Origin of the sequence: Bradyrhizobium guangxiense, from assembly GCF_004114915.1 — a bacterium.
Classification (GTDB): domain Bacteria; phylum Pseudomonadota; class Alphaproteobacteria; order Rhizobiales; family Xanthobacteraceae; genus Bradyrhizobium; species Bradyrhizobium guangxiense.
In genome coordinates this window covers 1,308,297-1,324,099 of sequence record NZ_CP022219.1, presented here as the reverse complement: position 1 = coordinate 1,324,099, position 15,803 = coordinate 1,308,297, and the positions used below count along the sequence as shown (strand labels likewise).

At 62.6% G+C, this 15,803-nt stretch carries 16 protein-coding genes and 1 pseudogene; 8 read left to right on the top strand and 9 right to left on the bottom strand.

From position 1 onward, the window contains the following. Positions 1–11 precede the first annotated feature (11 nt). From X268_RS06235 to petA, 3 genes are all read right to left on the bottom strand, one after another. A complete protein-coding gene (locus X268_RS06235) occupies positions 12–686 on the bottom strand; it encodes a dienelactone hydrolase family protein (protein ID WP_128924116.1) in 675 nt (224 codons plus the stop codon). Positions 687–866: 180 nt separating this feature from the next. After that, complete coding sequence (gene fbcH, locus X268_RS06230; protein WP_128924115.1) at positions 867–2,939, bottom strand: cytochrome b/c1; 2,073 nt, start codon at positions 2,937–2,939, stop codon at positions 867–869. Positions 2,940–3,001: 62 nt separating this feature from the next. Next, positions 3,002–3,532: a ubiquinol-cytochrome c reductase iron-sulfur subunit gene (petA, locus tag X268_RS06225; RefSeq protein WP_128924114.1), complete on the bottom strand. Its 531-nt coding sequence runs from the start codon at positions 3,530–3,532 to the stop codon at positions 3,002–3,004. A 278-nt stretch (positions 3,533–3,810) separates the two neighbouring features. On the opposite strand from petA, the gene X268_RS06220 reads away from it, so the two are divergent. From X268_RS06220 to X268_RS06205, 4 genes are read left to right on the top strand one after another with little or no spacing between them, the layout of a single operon-like run. Continuing rightward, positions 3,811–4,269, top strand: coding sequence for a tRNA (cytidine(34)-2'-O)-methyltransferase (locus tag X268_RS06220; RefSeq protein WP_128924113.1), 459 nt, complete (start codon positions 3,811–3,813; stop codon positions 4,267–4,269). A 19-nt stretch (positions 4,270–4,288) separates the two neighbouring features. Further along, positions 4,289–4,921, top strand: a complete 633-nt coding sequence (queE, locus tag X268_RS06215; RefSeq protein ID WP_128924112.1) for a 7-carboxy-7-deazaguanine synthase — start codon at positions 4,289–4,291, stop codon at positions 4,919–4,921. Positions 4,922–4,940: 19 nt separating this feature from the next. Further along, the gene (hemF, locus tag X268_RS06210) at positions 4,941–5,828 is read left to right on the top strand and encodes an oxygen-dependent coproporphyrinogen oxidase (protein ID WP_164937568.1); all 888 of its coding nucleotides are present in this window, start codon (positions 4,941–4,943) and stop codon (positions 5,826–5,828) included. Further along, positions 5,819–6,577 (top strand): HAD family hydrolase, encoded by a 759-nt coding sequence (locus X268_RS06205; RefSeq protein WP_128924110.1) that lies wholly within the window; start codon positions 5,819–5,821, stop codon positions 6,575–6,577. Before hemF ends, X268_RS06205 begins: the two co-directional genes overlap by 10 nt. A gap of 173 nt (positions 6,578–6,750) precedes the next feature. Here the strand turns inward: X268_RS06205 and X268_RS06200 are convergent, their stop codons facing one another. After that, positions 6,751–7,122, bottom strand: coding sequence for a response regulator (locus X268_RS06200; protein ID WP_128924109.1), 372 nt, complete (start codon positions 7,120–7,122; stop codon positions 6,751–6,753). Further along, positions 7,115–9,295, bottom strand: coding sequence for a PAS domain-containing sensor histidine kinase (locus X268_RS06195; protein ID WP_128924108.1), 2,181 nt, complete (start codon positions 9,293–9,295; stop codon positions 7,115–7,117). The genes X268_RS06200 and X268_RS06195 overlap by 8 nt, the downstream gene beginning before the upstream one ends. A 318-nt stretch (positions 9,296–9,613) precedes the next feature. Here X268_RS06195 and X268_RS06190 point away from each other — a divergent pair, with 318 nt between their 5' ends. Both X268_RS06190 and X268_RS06185 read left to right on the top strand, forming a co-directional pair. After that, positions 9,614–10,066, top strand: coding sequence for a GNAT family N-acetyltransferase (locus tag X268_RS06190; RefSeq protein ID WP_164937566.1), 453 nt, complete (start codon positions 9,614–9,616; stop codon positions 10,064–10,066). A 183-nt stretch (positions 10,067–10,249) separates the two neighbouring features. Next, positions 10,250–10,453 carry a DUF2158 domain-containing protein gene (locus X268_RS06185; protein WP_128924106.1) on the top strand — a complete coding sequence of 68 codons (204 nt, stop codon included), beginning with the start codon at positions 10,250–10,252 and terminating at the stop codon, positions 10,451–10,453. A gap of 217 nt (positions 10,454–10,670) precedes the next feature. On the opposite strand, the gene X268_RS06180 is transcribed toward X268_RS06185, so the two are convergent. After that, positions 10,671–12,245 (bottom strand): winged helix-turn-helix domain-containing tetratricopeptide repeat protein, encoded by a 1,575-nt coding sequence (locus X268_RS06180; protein WP_128924105.1) that lies wholly within the window; start codon positions 12,243–12,245, stop codon positions 10,671–10,673. Between the two features lie 159 nt (positions 12,246–12,404). On the opposite strand from X268_RS06180, the gene X268_RS06175 reads away from it, so the two are divergent. Next, positions 12,405–12,647, top strand: a complete 243-nt coding sequence (locus X268_RS06175; RefSeq protein ID WP_128929162.1) for a DUF1127 domain-containing protein — start codon at positions 12,405–12,407, stop codon at positions 12,645–12,647. 80 nt (positions 12,648–12,727) lie between these two features. Here X268_RS06175 and X268_RS06170 read toward each other — a convergent pair whose 3' ends face one another. Continuing rightward, positions 12,728–12,880, bottom strand: coding sequence for a hypothetical protein (locus tag X268_RS06170; protein WP_430648276.1), 153 nt, complete (start codon positions 12,878–12,880; stop codon positions 12,728–12,730). Between the two features lie 200 nt (positions 12,881–13,080). On the opposite strand from X268_RS06170, the gene X268_RS06165 reads away from it, so the two are divergent. Then, positions 13,081–13,596, top strand: a complete 516-nt coding sequence (locus X268_RS06165; protein ID WP_128924104.1) for a hypothetical protein — start codon at positions 13,081–13,083, stop codon at positions 13,594–13,596. 161 nt (positions 13,597–13,757) lie between these two features. Here X268_RS06165 and X268_RS06160 read toward each other — a convergent pair. Further along, positions 13,758–14,536, bottom strand: a pseudogene (locus X268_RS06160) (sulfite exporter TauE/SafE family protein). A 184-nt stretch (positions 14,537–14,720) separates the two neighbouring features. Further along, the gene (locus tag X268_RS06155) at positions 14,721–15,608 is read right to left on the bottom strand and encodes an outer membrane protein (protein ID WP_164937565.1); all 888 of its coding nucleotides are present in this window, start codon (positions 15,606–15,608) and stop codon (positions 14,721–14,723) included. Positions 15,609–15,803 lie beyond the last annotated feature (195 nt).

The window sequence follows — 15,803 nt, the reverse complement described above, 5'->3', positions numbered from 1 at the left end:
GGCTGCCGCGACTACCCCAGATGCTTCCTGAAAAACTCCGTCGCCCGGCCCCAGGCGAGCTCGGCGGCCTCGCGGTCGTGCACGGCCTGGCGCTGCTCGTTGACGAAGGCGTGCTCGGCGTCATAGCGGAACAGCTCCAGCGACTTGCCGGCCGCCTTCATGGCCTTCTCGAAGCCATTGACCAACTCCGGCGTGCACCAATCGTCCTTGTTGGCGAAATGGGCCTGCAGCGGGATCTTGACGTCGGCGGGCTTGGCCGCCTGCTCGGGCGGGATGCCGTAGAACACCACGCCGGCCGCGAGCTCCGGGATCTTGGTCGCGCCGATGATAGTGACGGCGCCGCCGAGGCAGAAGCCTGTCAGCCCGACCTTGGCACCGTTGCGCGACAGATATTGCGCGGCGCCGCGCACGGTCTGCGTGGTGGCGTCCATGAAGTCGAGCGAATTCATCTCCTTGTTGGCGCTGTCCGTGTCGTGATACGGCACCACCTTGCCCTTGTAGAGATCGGGCGCCAGCGCATCGAAGCCGGCCAGCGCAAAGCGGTCGCACAGGCCCTTAATCTGGTCCGACAGGCCCCACCATTCCTGAATCACGACCACGCCCGGCGCGTTGCCGCGTGCGGCATTGGCGAGATAGCCCGAGGCGTCCTTGCCGTCCGGGCGCTTGAAGGTGATGGCGGTTCCCATGGTGTCCTCCGGTGAGTTTCTGGGGAGCGGTTGGGGGACATTTTGGCGGGTGAGAGCGAGAGGCGCAATCCACACTCTCGTCATTCCGGGGCGCACGGAGTGCGAACCCGGAATGACGGAGAGTTAGGTCCAACAAAAAAGCCCCCTTGCGGGGGCTTCTTCATTCTCGTCTTGCGCTGCTCAGTGCGAGCTGGCCCAGACCTTCTTCTTGGTGAAGTACATCAGGCCCGCGAAGAGGATCAGAAACACGAAGACCTGGAAGCCGAGGCGCTTGCGCGCTTCCATGTGCGGCTCGGCGGTCCACATCAGGAAGGTGGTGACGTCCTTGGCGTACTGCGCGACCGTGGTCGGCGAGCCATCGTCGTAGGTCACCTGGCCGTCGCTGAGCGGCTTCGGCATCTTGATGGCGTGGCCGGGGAAGTACTTGTTGTAGTACGAGCCCTCCGGAATGGTGACGCCTTCCGGGACCTTGTCCTCAAAGCCCTGCAGCACTGCCGAGACGTAGTCCGGGCCCTGCTCCTGGTACTGGCTGAAGAAGTCGAAGATGAACCACGGGAAGCCGCGCTTGTAGGAACGCGCCTTGGTGATCAGGGACAGGTCGGGCGGCGCCGCGCCGCCGTTCGCCGCACGAGCGGCCTGCTCGTTCGGGAACGGCGAGGGGAAATAATCCGCTGGGCGCCCCGCGCGCTCGAACATGTCGCCCGCATCGTTCGGACCGTCCTTGACCTTGTACTCGGAAGCGAAGGCAGCCGCCTGCGCCACCGAATAGCCGGGGCCGCCGGGCTCCGAGAGATTGCGGAAGGCGACGTAGGACAGGCCGTGGCAGCTGGCGCAGACCTCTTTGTAGACCTTCAGTCCGCGTTGCAGCGCGCCGCGGTCGAACTTACCGAAAGGGCCCGAGAACGACCATTTGTTGCCGGGTGGCTGGTCGCTGCCTTCAGACGCCTTGGCGCTGTCGACCGAGCCCGCGAACAACGAGCCGGCGAGCGCCAGCACGATCGCGGTCGAGACCATCGGCGTCGACCTGCTGCCGGTCTTGGCCAGGACCGCATCCGAGATCGAGTTCGGCACCGGCCGCGGCTTCTCGATGCGCGAGAGCAGCGGCAGCACAATCAGGAAGTAGGCGAAGTAGCAGACCGTCAGGACCCGGCCGGCAACGACGTAGATGCCCTCCGGCGGCTGCGCGCCGAGATAGCCGAGCAGGATGCAGACCACGACGAAGATCCAGAAGAACTGCTTGGCAAGCGGACGATACTTCGACGACCTCGTCTTCGCTGCGTCCAGCCAGGGCAGGAAGCACAGGATGATGATCGCGCCGAACATCGCGATGACGCCCGCAAGCTTGTTCGGGATCGAGCGCAGGATCGCGTAGAACGGCAGGTAATACCATTCCGGCACGATGTGCGGCGGCGTCACGCCCGGGTTCGCCGGAATGTAGTTGTCGGCGTCGCCGAGATAGTTCGGCATGTAGAAGATGAACCAGGCGTAGAGCAGCATGAAGCAGGCGACGCCGAACATGTCCTTGATGGTCGCGTGCGGCGTGAACGGCACCGTGTCCTTTTCCGTCTTCGGCTCGACGCCGTCAGGATTGTTCTGGCCGGCAACGTGCAGCGCCCAGACGTGGAGCACGACGACGCCCGCGATCAGGAACGGCAGCAGATAATGCAGCGAGAAGAAGCGGTTCAGCGTCGGATTGCCGACCGAATAGCCGCCCCAGAGCAGCGTCACGATGCTCTCGCCGAAATAGGGGATGGCGGAGAACAGATTGGTGATGACCGTGGCGCCCCAGAAGCTCATCTGGCCCCACGGCAGCACGTAGCCCATGAAGCCGGTCGCCATCATCAGGAGGTAGATGATGACGCCGAGGATCCACAGCACCTCGCGCGGCTCCTTGTAGGAGCCGTAATAGAGACCGCGCAGCATGTGAACGTAGACCGCGAAGAAGAACATCGACGCGCCGCAGGCGTGCATGTTGCGCAACAGCCAGCCGTAGTTCACGTCACGGACGATCAGCTCGACCGACTTGAAAGCGAGATCGGCATGCGGGGTATAATGCATCGCCAGGATCACGCCGGTCAGGATCTGCATCCCCAGCATGAAGGAGAGGATGGCGCCGAAGGTCCACCAATAGTTCAGGTTACGCGGGGTGGGATAGACGACGAAGGAAGAGTGCATGAGGCCGAGGATCGGCAGGCGCCGCTCGATCCATTGCAGGGCCGGATTGCTCGGCTGGTAGTCGGATGGTCCGCTCATGATGCGATCCTGAGGAAATAGTACGACGAGACGGCGCGAAGCTTCTGATGAAGGTCCGAAGCTCAGCCGATCTGGATTTTGGTGTCGGAAACGAACTGGTACGGCGGCACCGGCAGGTTCGCGGGCGCGGGCCCCTGGCGGATGCGGCCGGACGAATCGTACTGCGAACCATGGCAGGGACAGAAAAACCCGTCGTAGTTGCCTTCATGAGCGATCGGGATGCAGCCGAGATGGGTGCAGATGCCGATCACGACCAGCCATTGCTCGTGGCCGGACTTGACCCGGGCTTCGTCGGTCTGCGGATCGGGCAGGCTCGCCACGTTGACGGCGCGCGCCTCGTCGATCTGCTTCTTGGTGCGGTGGCTGATGTAGATCGGCTTTCCACGCCAGAACACCTTGATGTCCTGGCCTTCGGCGACCGGGCTGAGATCGACCTCGATCGGCGCACCGGCGGCGATGGTCGAGGCGTCAGGATTCATTTGAGAGATGAAGGGCCAGAGCGCGGCCGCGCCCCCTACTGCTGCAGCTGCCCCCGTTGCAACGAATAAGAAATCACGGCGTGTCGGATGGTCCGCCGAAGACGCTGTCGTCACGATTCCAACCCTTTCTTCTTGTGCAACCGGTGGAACCGCTCCAGGGGGCGCCCATGAGGTCCCCGGAAAGGCTGCCGGCGCCCGCGGCCCCCCGCGGCGGCAGAACTTCGCATGTTCACCTCTAAACGGGCGAAACAGCAGTCCAGAATCGTTCTATTGGCACCCTTGCCGGGCGAGCGCAAGCCCGCTATCGGCGCAGGAGCGTGCCATGCACGAATTCCCGGGCAGGCGATGTTTTATTGAGACATTTCCGCCCGCAACCAACCCCGCCGCCCTCGATGCAGATAGCACTTTTCCAGCCCGACATCCCGCAGAACACCGGCACGATTCTCAGGCTGTGCGCCTGCCTCGGACTGGCCGCCCATATCATCGAACCGGCCGGGTTCCCGGTCTCCGACCGCGCGTTCCGCCGGGCGGGAATGGATTACCTCGACCATGTCAGCATCCTCAGGCACGACTCCTGGCTGAGATTCGAGGACTGGCGCGCCGCGCATGGCTATCGCCTGCTGCTGTTCACCACCAAGGGCGCCACCGACTATCGCGATTTCCGTTACCAGACGTCGGACATCCTGCTATTCGGGCGCGAGAGCGCCGGCGTCACCGACGCGGTGGTCGAGGCTGCGGATGCGCGGCTGGTGATCCCGATCAGGGCGGGGCTGCGGTCGCTCAATGTCGCCATGACGGCGGCGATGGCCGCAGGCGAGGCGCTGCGACAGATCCGGAGCCCGCACGTTTGAACAGGTTGAGGAGAGACGATTGAGTTACGCGGTCAAGGAAATCTTCCTGACCCTGCAAGGCGAAGGCGCCCATGCCGGGCGCGCCTCCGTGTTCTGCCGCTTTGCCGGCTGCAACCTCTGGAGCGGACGCGAGGCGGACCGCCTCGAGGCCACTTGCAAGTTCTGCGACACGGATTTCGTCGGAACCGACGGCACGCTCGGCGGCCGCTACGGCTCGGCCGCGGAGCTCGCCGACACCATCGCCGCGCAATGGCGTGCCACCGAAGCCAATCGCTACGTGGTGCTCCCCGGCGGCGAGCCGCTGCTCCAGGTCGACACCGCCCTGATCGAGGCGCTGCACCAGCGCGGCTTCGAGATCGGCGTCGAGACCAACGGCACCATGGCCGCGCCTGACGGCCTCGACTGGATCTGCGTCAGCCCCAAGGGCGGCAGCGAGCTGGTGCTGCGCCAGGGCCACGAGCTGAAGCTGGTCTACCCGCAGGCCCTCGCCGCGCCCGAGACGTTCGAGCACCTCGCCTTCGAGCGCTTCTCGCTGCAGCCCATGGACGGTCCCGAGGTCGTCGAGAACACCGCGCGCGCGATCGACTATTGCCTGCACCACCCGCAATGGCGGCTGAGCGTGCAGACGCACAAATCGCTCGGCATCAGATAGGGCGCGACCGGGAATGAACATGGACGTTACGACGATCGAAGACCGCAAGTCCCGCGCCCGCGCCTGGTTCGAAGCCTTGCGCGACGAGATCTGCGCGAGCTTCGAGCGGCTCGAGGACGACGCGCCGCAAAGTCTCTATCCGGGCGAGGCCGGCCGCTTCAAGCGCACGCCCTGGCAGCGCACCGACCATACCGGCGCGGCCGGCGGCGGCGGGGTGATGTCGATGATGCACGGCCGTCTGTTCGAGAAGGTCGGCGTGCACTGCTCGACGGTGCATGGCGAGTTCGCCCCCGAGTTTCGGACCCAGATCCCCGGCGCCGCGGAGGATCCCAAATTCTGGGCCTCGGGCATCTCGCTGATCGCGCATATGCGCAATCCGAACGTGCCCGCCGTGCACATGAACACGCGCTTCGTCGTCACCACGAAAGCCTGGTTCGGCGGCGGCGCCGACCTCACGCCGGTGCTCGACCGCCGGCGCACGCAGGAGGATGCCGACAGCATCGCCTTCCACGCCGCGATGAAGGAGGCCTGCACCGGTCCGAACGGCGTTGCCGACTACGACAAGTACAAAAAGTGGTGCGACGAGTATTTCTATCTGCCGCACCGGAAAGAAGCGCGCGGCATCGGGGGTATCTTCTACGACTGGCACGACAGCGGCGACTGGGAGGCCGACCTCGCCTTCACCAAGGACGTCGGCCATGCCTTCCTGAAGATCTACCCAGAGATCGTCAGGCGCAATTTCGCCAGCACCTGGACCGCCGCCGACCGCGAGGAGCAATTGATCCGGCGCGGCCGCTATGTCGAATTCAACCTGCTTTATGATCGCGGCACCATCTTCGGGCTCAAGACCGGCGGCAATGTCGACTCGATCCTGTCGTCGATGCCGCCCGAAGTGAAATGGCCGTGACGACGATGAAGTCCGCTTCGAAGCCCCTCCCCCGCGCCATGCTGATCGACATGGACGACACCATCCTGTCGGCCTATGGCCGGCCCGAGATCGCCTGGAACACGATCGCTGCCGAGTTTGCCGAGGAGCTTGCGCCGCTGCCACCGCCGCAAGTCGCAACCGCGGTGCTCGCCTATGCGCGGCAGTTCTGGTCGACCGCGGAGCCGATCTGGCGGATGAAGCTCGGCGAGGCGCGGCGGCTCACCGTGCGCGGCGGCTTCGCCGCGCTCGCCGCCGAGGGCCACCGCGCCCTGCCCGACGATCTCGCCGATCGCATCGCCGACCGCTTCACCACCTACCGCGAGGAAGCGATCTTCGTCTTTCCCGGCGCGCATGACGCGATCGACGCGTTCAGGGCACGCGGCGTCAAGCTCGCGCTGGTCACCAACGGCGCCGCCGAGATGCAGCGCGCCAAGGTCGAGCGCTTCGAGCTGACCCACCGCTTCGACCACATCCAGATCGAGGGCGAGCACGGCTTCGGCAAGCCCGAGGAGCGCGCCTATCTGCACGCGATGGAGGCGCTGGGCGTCACCGCGAAGGACACCTGGATGATCGGCGACAATCTGGAATGGGAAGTGGTGACGCCGCAACGCCTCGGCATCTATTCGATCTGGATCGACGTGCATGGCGACGGCCTGCCTGAAGGCTCGACCGTCAAGCCCGACCGCATCATCCGCTCGCTGACCGAGCTGGTGCCGGCCCGGTCCTGACGGGGCGCCGAACAAAAATATCGGAAAACAACCCCATGCACAGTAGACGGCCGCTGCAAAATCAAAGACTTGCGGATTTCACGAAACGCCTTTGATCCGTCGGGCAAATCAGGGGTAAGATGCCATCGTCGAAACTTGCGATGGCAGGTGTGCGAAAGCGTCGATCGAGACGGTCAGACACCTAGGGACGGCAGCAGCGTCCGCAGTTTCTCGCTCAATTGATCGGCGGTGAATGGCTTGCCGATCGAGGGTGCATTCCTGAACTCTTCCTCAAGTGGAGGTCCGCCGTAGCCCGTGCTGAACAAGAAGGGAATCTTTCGAGCGCGCAAGATGCGAGCAACCGGGAAGACGAACTCTCCGGCCAGGTTCACATCGAGAAGTCCCAGATCGAAAGACGCCGCTGAAGCAAGCTCACAGGCCTTTTTCACGTGAGCAGCCGAGGCGACGACCTCGAATCCCAACTCGTCGAGCATATCCTCGATCATGAGGGCCACCAGCCCTTCATCCTCGACGAGGAGAACCCTGGTGCCCGACGCCTCAGCCATTGGACGCTCCAATCAAAACAGGAAACGTCATGCGGCAGCGAGTGCCTTCAGGCTCGAACACCAGATCGAACTCCCCGGCCAAATCATGCTCGACACACCGCTCCATCAATCGCGTACCAAATCCTCGCCGCTTGGGCGGCGTGACCGGCGGCCCACCCCGCTCTCGCCATTCGCACTCGAGCATGCTTTGCGCCAGCTCGCCACCGGCTATCCGCCAGGTGAGCGACACCGATCCGCCCGGCACGGACAGCGCTCCATATTTCGCGGCGTTGGTCAGCAATTCGTTGAGCACCATAGTAATGCTTAGCGCCGTGCGCGCGTCCAGATCGACGTGTGGCCCGCCGGTCACTACCCGTCCGCCGGAGACGGGAGCAACGATATCTTCGACCAGCTTTTCCAAAGGGGCATCCTGCCAGTTTCGCTTCGTCAGCAGGTCGTGCGCGCGGGCAAGCGCCAACAAACGTCCCATGAATGTCGGTAGAAACTCCTCCAGCCCGGCGGCATGGCGAGCGGTCTGGTTCGCGAGCGACTGCACCGTCGCCAAGGTGTTCTTCACGCGGTGGTTCAGCTCGTCGATGAGGACCTTTTGCGCATTCTCGGCACTCTTCCGTTCGCTGATGTCCACGAGCATGTTGATGGCGCCCACCAACTTGCCCGTCGCGTCGTGGAGCGGCGTCGGATATGGAATGAACGGCACGCGCCGGCCATCTGGGCGCTCGGCGACCGCCTCGGCGCCGCGGACCGGGCGGTCTTCGCGGAGCGCGACAGCCATAGGGCATTCGTTATGCGGGAGGGGCGAACCATCCGGCCGATAGAGTTTCCAGGTCACGCACCATTCATCACCCGGCTGTGGCGTTCTGCCGGCCATCTCAACGGCGGCGCGGTTGTAAAAATCGATACGGCCCTCGGCATCCGTCGTGTAGATCGCCGCCGGCAAGGCCTCGAGGAGATCGCGCATTCGCTGTTCGCGTTCGCGCAGACGATCCTCGAGCTGTTTGGTGGCAGTGACATCCTGGGCGACGCGCACGCCGTACAGAAAGCGGCCTTCTGAATCGCGCACCGACGAGCTGAAGATGTCGAGATGGCGCACAGACCCATCGGGCCGTATTGCACGTTTGCGGATCGTATAATTCTCGACATCGCCACGCACTTGTCGCGCGTAGAGTTCTGCGTCCTCCATACGGTCTTGCGGATCGGTGTAGTCCAAGAAAGTCATTCCGAGCAATTCGGCGCGCGAGCGCCCGGTGATGCGGCAGAGAGCATTATTGACCCGCAAGAGACGACCGGTGTCGTCCGCTTCCGAGATGCCGACGCTGGCGGCCTCATAGGTCGCGGCCAGCCGGGTTTCGCTCGCTTGCCTTGCCTGTTCGGCATCATGCAATTCCGTAACGTCGAGGGTGAAACACCGCGTATTGACGAACTTGCCGTCCACGAAGCGGCTGTTGGACGTGATCAGCACGTGCTTCAGAGAGCCGTCCCGCGCCCGCAACCGCGCAGGGTAGCGATGCAAGGGCATGCCGCATGAAAGGCGCTGAAGGATTTCGCCGATCACGGGTGCGTCCACATGAAATTCCGCGATGTGGCGGCCGACATATTCCTCGGGCTTGTACCCGAGCATATCCAATTCAGCCTTATTGGCGCGCAGGATAATCCCTTCGCCGCTGACGATATGAAGCCCCACCGCACCATTGTCGAAGAAGTCCGACAGATCCTGAGTCTTCTGACGGACTTCCTCTTCGATACGCTTCCGTCCGGTAATGTCGTGGAAGCAATTGATGGCGCCCTGGATGAAACCGGAGTGGTCGCGCAAGGCGCGGATGTTGACCAACGCCGTGAAGCGCGAACCATCCGGCCGCGCCATAAGGACCTCGGCGTTGCGTGTCGGCGTGCCTTCCCGGACGGCGACAGAGATGGGACAGTCGTTTTGGACGAGCGGAGCTCCATCAAGAGAGTAGAGTTGATGCGAACCGCAGAAACGCGCGCTGGCAAGTTCGGGCGCCCGCCCCCACAATTCGACGGCCTCCGTGTTGTAGGCGACGATCAATCCTTCGGCGTCACAGAGGCAGACCGCCCCCGGAATGGCATCGAGCGCGGCTTGCCCGGCCGTGACCAGCGCTTCGAACTCCGTTGGCCGGCGGCGAGCGGAGGCAGGGAACTCTTCGACATTCGACATGATTTAACTCTCGGGCGGAGGGGACGGCCCCATGCGAGCCAACCGTTCGAAAGAGACGCAGGCGGACGCCCTGTTCACGCCGAACCAGCCCCAACGTCACTCGCGACGGATGGTTCCCAAGTACCTGCGTGGCGCACAGTCCAGCTGGACCACTCATCGTCGCTTGGCAGAGGGCGGTGTGAGCTGCACGCGACGGCCCCGCCCTGTCAGCGATCCGAATCCCTGAGTCTGCCGGTGTAACGACCGGCCGTGCCTGCACGTAGATCACCCTGCGGGCAGTTTCGACCCAAGGGAGGGCGTGGCATCGTGGGTGGAGAATTGAGCATACGCAGAGCCGAGGCGAGCGATTACGCTGTCGTTCGCGGTCTTGCGGAAGCGTTGGCGGCCCATATCGAAGAGCCGCCACCGCCTCTGACGCTCGAGCGCTATCTCGCCTTCTATATCTGCGAGCATGCGCCTGTGCACCTCTTTGTCGCGCTGCTGGACAATCGCGTTGTCGGCCTGATCGCCTGGATCCTGACCCACGAGCTCTATAGCGCCCAGGCGGGCATGTACATCAGTGACATCGCGGTGCATGCCGACGCGCGCAGGAAGGGCATCGGCACAGCACTGATGACGAAGGCCAGGGAATGGGCCTCCAACCAGGGCGTCACGAAGCTCGGCTGGGATGTCTGGAAGCACAATGCGTCGGCGATGCAGTTCTACGCGCGCCTGGGCGCGACCGTGGACACCGAGGCCCTGCCGCATCTTCTGCTGCTGACGAACCGCTAGCTTCATCATGACCGCTTGGCGATTGCGGAAGACGCATCGATCGCCCTGATCTGAACAGATGCCGTGGCCCTGCGCTGCGTCACTCCGCCGTCGAAATTTCCTGACATGGCCGGCTGGCGTGATCGACCTGTCATGACCGCTTGCTAGGTTCGCGTCCGGATCGATCACGCGAAAGGACAATCCATGGACTTGAAAGCCGGCGATGTCGTGATGTTGAAATCCGGCGGCCAGCCGCTGACGGTCGCGGAAGTGAAGCAGGACGAGGTGCTCTGCCTCTGGATGGGCATGGAAGGCGACCTGTTCCGCGAGACGCTGCCGCTGGCCGTGCTGGTGCAGGTGGAAGAGGACGATGAGGACGAAGACGAGGAAGACGACGACGAGGAGTGAGCAGGTCTCAGACCGCATCCTGATAACGGGCTCATCGGCGAATGTCGCGAAAGGGCCAGATTGAGGAAAGCTCAACGCGAGGAATTCACGTCCGCTGAACCAGTGGAGCCGCCCTCGACGGGACGAGCCGAAGCTTCGCCGACGAGCAAAGAACAGATATGTGTGCCGCGCGATTCACGGTGGAAATGAGATCAGCTTCGCCGACCAGCTATACCAATTACGGTGGTAGACCCATGATGCGGCAAGCTCGTGTTATCTTTTCGAGGTGCTCCGGCCTATAAAATCTGGCGAGCTTGGGAACGAGTGTGGAGACACACAGAGCCGGCTTCGCTTCCATGAGGCGTGCACTGATCAGCCGGGCTTCCTCGATTCTTCCAGACATTGCGTGGCATGCAGCCAGAATGAATTGCGCGTTTAGATAATTGGGCCGGTCCAGCACAGCTAACTTGGCCCATGATGAGCCGTCCTCGTAACGATCTGTCAGGAAATGAGCAAACGCGATCCCGGTCTGCATCAGAAAAAGAAACGGGTCCATGGGACTTAAGCGCCCGCCGGCATGGAACTGCTTGAGCGCTGCATCTATGTTGCCGCGACGAATGTGTTCCCAGCCGATAGTATATCGTGCGACGGCGAGATTTGGGTCAATCTCATGCGCCCTGACGACGAGGGCCACGCCATCGTCCATCTCGTAGAGTACGGCGGCGATTGCCTGCCCAGCCCTCACGAGTACAGTTGGATCATCCTTGTCGAGCTCAATTGCGCGCCTTGCTAACCGGCGGGTGTCGTTCAGCTCCTGATTCGCGTCGATCGTCCAGCCGAAGATCTTTCGTTGCAGGTAGCAATAGGCACCAAGCGCGTATGCTGCGGCCAATCCGGGATCGATCTCGACGGCAAGCTTGGTCAGCTTGAGTGCCTCAACATTCTGTTCGCGCGTGAATTGGTAGAAGCTCGAAAGTGCACGGAGATAGTAGTCGTACGCCTGAAGATTTTCAGTCGGCTTGCGCTTTGCGCGCTCTATCTCAGCTCGCTCCAATTGAGGAAAGAGTGCGCCAATCACGCTACTCGTCACCTGGTCCTGTAGATCGAAGATGTCGTTAAGCTGGCTGTCGAAGCGGTCCGCCCAAAGATGAGCACCCGTTGTGGCCTCGATCAACTGCCCGGAAATACGAACCCGGTCGCCGGATTTACGCACACTGCCTTCGAGCACGTACCGAACGCCTAGCTCGCGCCCGACCTGCCTGATGTCGATAGCCTTGCCCTTGTAGATGGAAGTGGATTGTCGCGCGATGACGAACAGCGATTTGGACCGTGAAAGGCCGGTGACGATGTCCTCCACCATACCATCGGCGAAATACTCCTGTTCTGGATCGGAGCTCAGGTTTGTGAACGGAAGAACAGCGAGCGACGGCTTGTCCGGAAGCAAGAGGTCAGGCTTAGCCGTCTCCCTTTGGGTGTCGGCTACTGCCATGGTGGGACCGCCGCGTACTTCCTGCACCGTACCGATGAAGCGATAGCCTTTCTTCGGCAGCGTCTTGATCAGGCGCTGCTCCTCCCCGGAATCGCCAATTGCGGATCGAGCGGCATTTAGCCGGGTCGTCAGTGCGGCATCGGACACACACCGCCCGTTCCAAATGGCTGTGATGAGCTCGTCTTTGCCGACGACACGCTCCCTGTTGCGGATGAGATAGTCGAGCAGATCGAAGGTCTGTGGCGCCAAGGCCACGACGCTTGTGTCGCGCGATAGCTCGCGGCGGCCGCAATCCATTTGGTACTGTTCGAAGAGATAGCGCAAGACGCGAAATCCCTTTAGGCGTTCCCGGGCCAGGTCCGGCAACCCTTGAAATTTAAAGAATAAGCCCGCCGTAAGGAAAATGTAAGCGGCACGTCAAGCGTGCTGGACCAGATCTTGGCAGCTTGTCCAGGTGGAAACAAGGCACCCGGAGATGCTGCAATGAGCACGATTTATCAGAGAACGGAGTTGGTCCAGACGGCTGTATGGCAGCGGTGCAATGTCAGCCGTTTCAAGAATTTTTGGATTGCTTTGCAGGAGTGGCGGAAATGGGAGCGGCTGCGGCGCGACCTTTGCAAACTCAGCGATCGGGAATTGATGGATATTGGGATCACGTGGAGCGAGATCGACTACGTGGCCTCGAACCGAAATAGCGACCCCCGAGGCATACGATCGGCCGATTGATGTCAACTGCCAGCAGATGGGCGGTCCGTCGCACGCCAGCCGCATCGTGTCGACATACCGATTTTCCGCGCCTGTCGCAATCACGGTGGCGCCCGGCCCGCGGCTATCAACAGCGAGAGCGGGATCACGCCGGAGCCCAAGGTGCCGCCGAGCAGCACGCCATGGCCGACCGAGGCGGTGGTAAGGCCGCTGTTGCCGATCTTGACCTTTCGGCGGCGGAGCGCGCGGCGCACTGAGCGAGCGCCGGCCATGAGCCAGAAGAGGGCTTGAGCACCTGGTTTCTTTAGAACCCGTGCTTTGGCGAAGCTGCGAATAGAGGTGCCGGGCCACGGAGCTCACCATACCTGCCCATGTCCGGTGCGTTGACTCGTCACAAACGATCTGGTTCCATGAGTTCCATTAGAGGAACAAAGGATTGAATTAGAGGTTTTAAATGAAGAGGGTACTGCTCTGGACGATAATGCTGGCTGCAGGTGCATTCATCAGCTCGGGGGATGTAAGAGCTAATCCTGTACCGATAGCCATAGGTCCCGAATTCTCATTATCGGCAATCGGCGACGGAACATTCTTCCCGACGCACAACCCGGTTGGGACGTTTGTATTCCGCGACACGCCGATTGGGCAATCATCGTTTGCCGGTCTTCTGCCTCCTCCTGGCACCCAAATTGGTTCTGGACAGGGTTGTCTTGGTCCCTTCTGCTGGAACAGCAACTTCGTGCGCTTTCAGCCGACCACCGTCGGCGGCTGGTTTGAACTGGATTTGGTGTTGCCTTTGCTCGTCCCGGATGGAGCTGGCGGCACGCGCGAAACCTCGAGCGGGATCACCTTCTATGGCTCGGTACCAGGCCCCATCGCCGGTGCAGGTCTTCCGGGACTTATCGCAGCGTTCGCATGCTTGATAGCCTGGCACCGACGTCGCGGGTTGAAGGCGCTACCAGCAACGCCATAGTCACCCACCAACAGCCGAAGGCGCGATGACGATTGATCTAAATCTCATCGCGCTTTAGGTGCGGAGGATTGCCCGAACTGGCGACTTCCGCAACGGGCCCTCGGCAGCCGATGTCATGAGAACGACCCGGATCGCGCAAAGACGCGAATGCCGGATCGGGTTCAGGCCATCGACGCCACGAGCTGCCTCGCCGCCGCCGAGATCATCACCAGCCCGCGGTGATCACCGCGACATCGAGGATCGCGGTGTGGATGTGCAGCGGCATCCGTTCGACGAAGGCCTTTGCCAGGAACGCGCCGGGGATCGCGAGGGCGCCGATCAGGAGCGCGAAGGCGAGCACCTGCGCGGTGACGGCGCCGGCGAGGCCGAACACCGAGATCTTGATGAGACCGGTGCCGAGCGAGATCATCGCGTCGGTCGCGATCACGGCGGCGCCTTCGAGGCGGGCGGCCATCAAGAGCGAGAGCAGGATCACGCCGGAGCCCGAGGTGCCGCCGACCAGCACGCCATAGCCGACCGAGCCGGCGGCAAGGCCGCTGTCGCCGATCTTGACCTGTCGGCGGCGGAGCACGCGACGCAAGGGCACGCTCAGGATCAGCATGGTGCCGATCACGAGCGCGGCGCCTGCATTGGTGAGCCGCGTGTAGCCGTAGGCGCCGAGCGCGGTCGTCAGCGCGGCGCAGGCGAGCACGATCAGCGCGCGGCGGCGGTCGGCGTAGCGCAGATAGGCAATCGCGCGGCTGCAATTGGTGAAGATGGCGGAGATCGCGATGATCGGCACCACCGGCTCGGCACCGACCAGCGGCACCAGCACCAGCGGCATCAGGGCGCCGGTGCCGTAGCCGGCGAGACCACCGATGATCGAAGCAAACAACGCCATCGTTGCTACCAGCAGCAGCTGGAAAATCGAGATGTCGGCGAAGCCTGAGACGATGGTCACGGTCTCTCATCGCGGCTGATTCGAGCCGCAGCTTGATCGGCGATGGCAGCAAGTGCGGCCTGCTCTAGCGGAGAATCCGCGGCAAGCCAAGCATCCCCGGCGAGCGTCCACACGTATCCGACTTCAAATTGTTTCAAGCAGGCGGCCGCCGGAGGGAGCGCAGCTTTCAGTCACCCCGAATGCGTCAAAATCGGAAGTTCATCCCCATACGTACGATATCGTAAGCGTTGCTGAATTTGACATTGACGAAGCCGTTGCCGGTCGCCGGGCTCTGCACCGTCAGCTTCACGTTCTGGTGGCCGAGGTCGATGTGCAGGTATTCGGCCTTGATCGTGACGTTCGGGAGCAGCGCGTATTCGAGGCCGCCACCGGCTGTCCAGCCGACTGACGTCTGTGACGATGATCCCGCGAGGCAGGTCGTGAAACCAGGACAGATGATCCTTGTGACGAATCCGCCGTCGACGCTCCAGCCCAGCGGACCAATGATCGAGATGGCAGCCTGTGCCTTCGTTCCACCATAGGCGAGGCCGCCTGTGCCGAAAGCGAGGAGGTGCTCGCTCAACAAGTAGCCGATCCGGCCGCGCAGGGTGCCGTACCAGTCGAGTTGGTGGGAAGAGGCGGCGGAGAGGGTGACGCCGCCCTCATCGGGCGCCTTGAACAAGGTATCGCCCTTGATGTTGGCGTATTGCAGGTCAGCCTCGAAACCGGCGACCCATTTGCGCTCGATCTGCCAATTGTAACCAATTTGTCCGCCACCGTTGAAGCCGGACGCGCGAAGGGATTGCCGGTAGGCGGGGTGGTTCACGGTCGCGTCTTCACTCGCTTGCAGCGAACTCGTCACCAACTCATCGCTGAACACAGTGCCTGCGCCGCCGCCGAGACCCGTCACCGGATCGGCAAAGTAATCGCCGCTGTAGGCCGCGCTCCTGTCTTGCCAACCGTAGCCGGCGTTCACGCCACCGTACCATCCGGTCCAGCTATAGAGTGGGACCGGCTTTGCCTTCACCGGCAGGTCAGCAGCCGATGCCGACGACAGCATCATGCCTGAAGCGACAACAGCGGCCGCGATCAATCTTCTCATGTTTAGAAATTCCCAGCAGGTCCGTCGTTCGGAAAGACTACCGAGCCGCGCTTGGGTCGTCTTGTCCGCGAAGGTGCTGGGCTTGATCGAAACGGTACGGCGCCGGGATCGCTGGCGAATGTGATTTCAGCGCAACGGTCGGCAGCCGAAGGCTTGATCTATCCGGCACTGAACTTGACCTGGAAT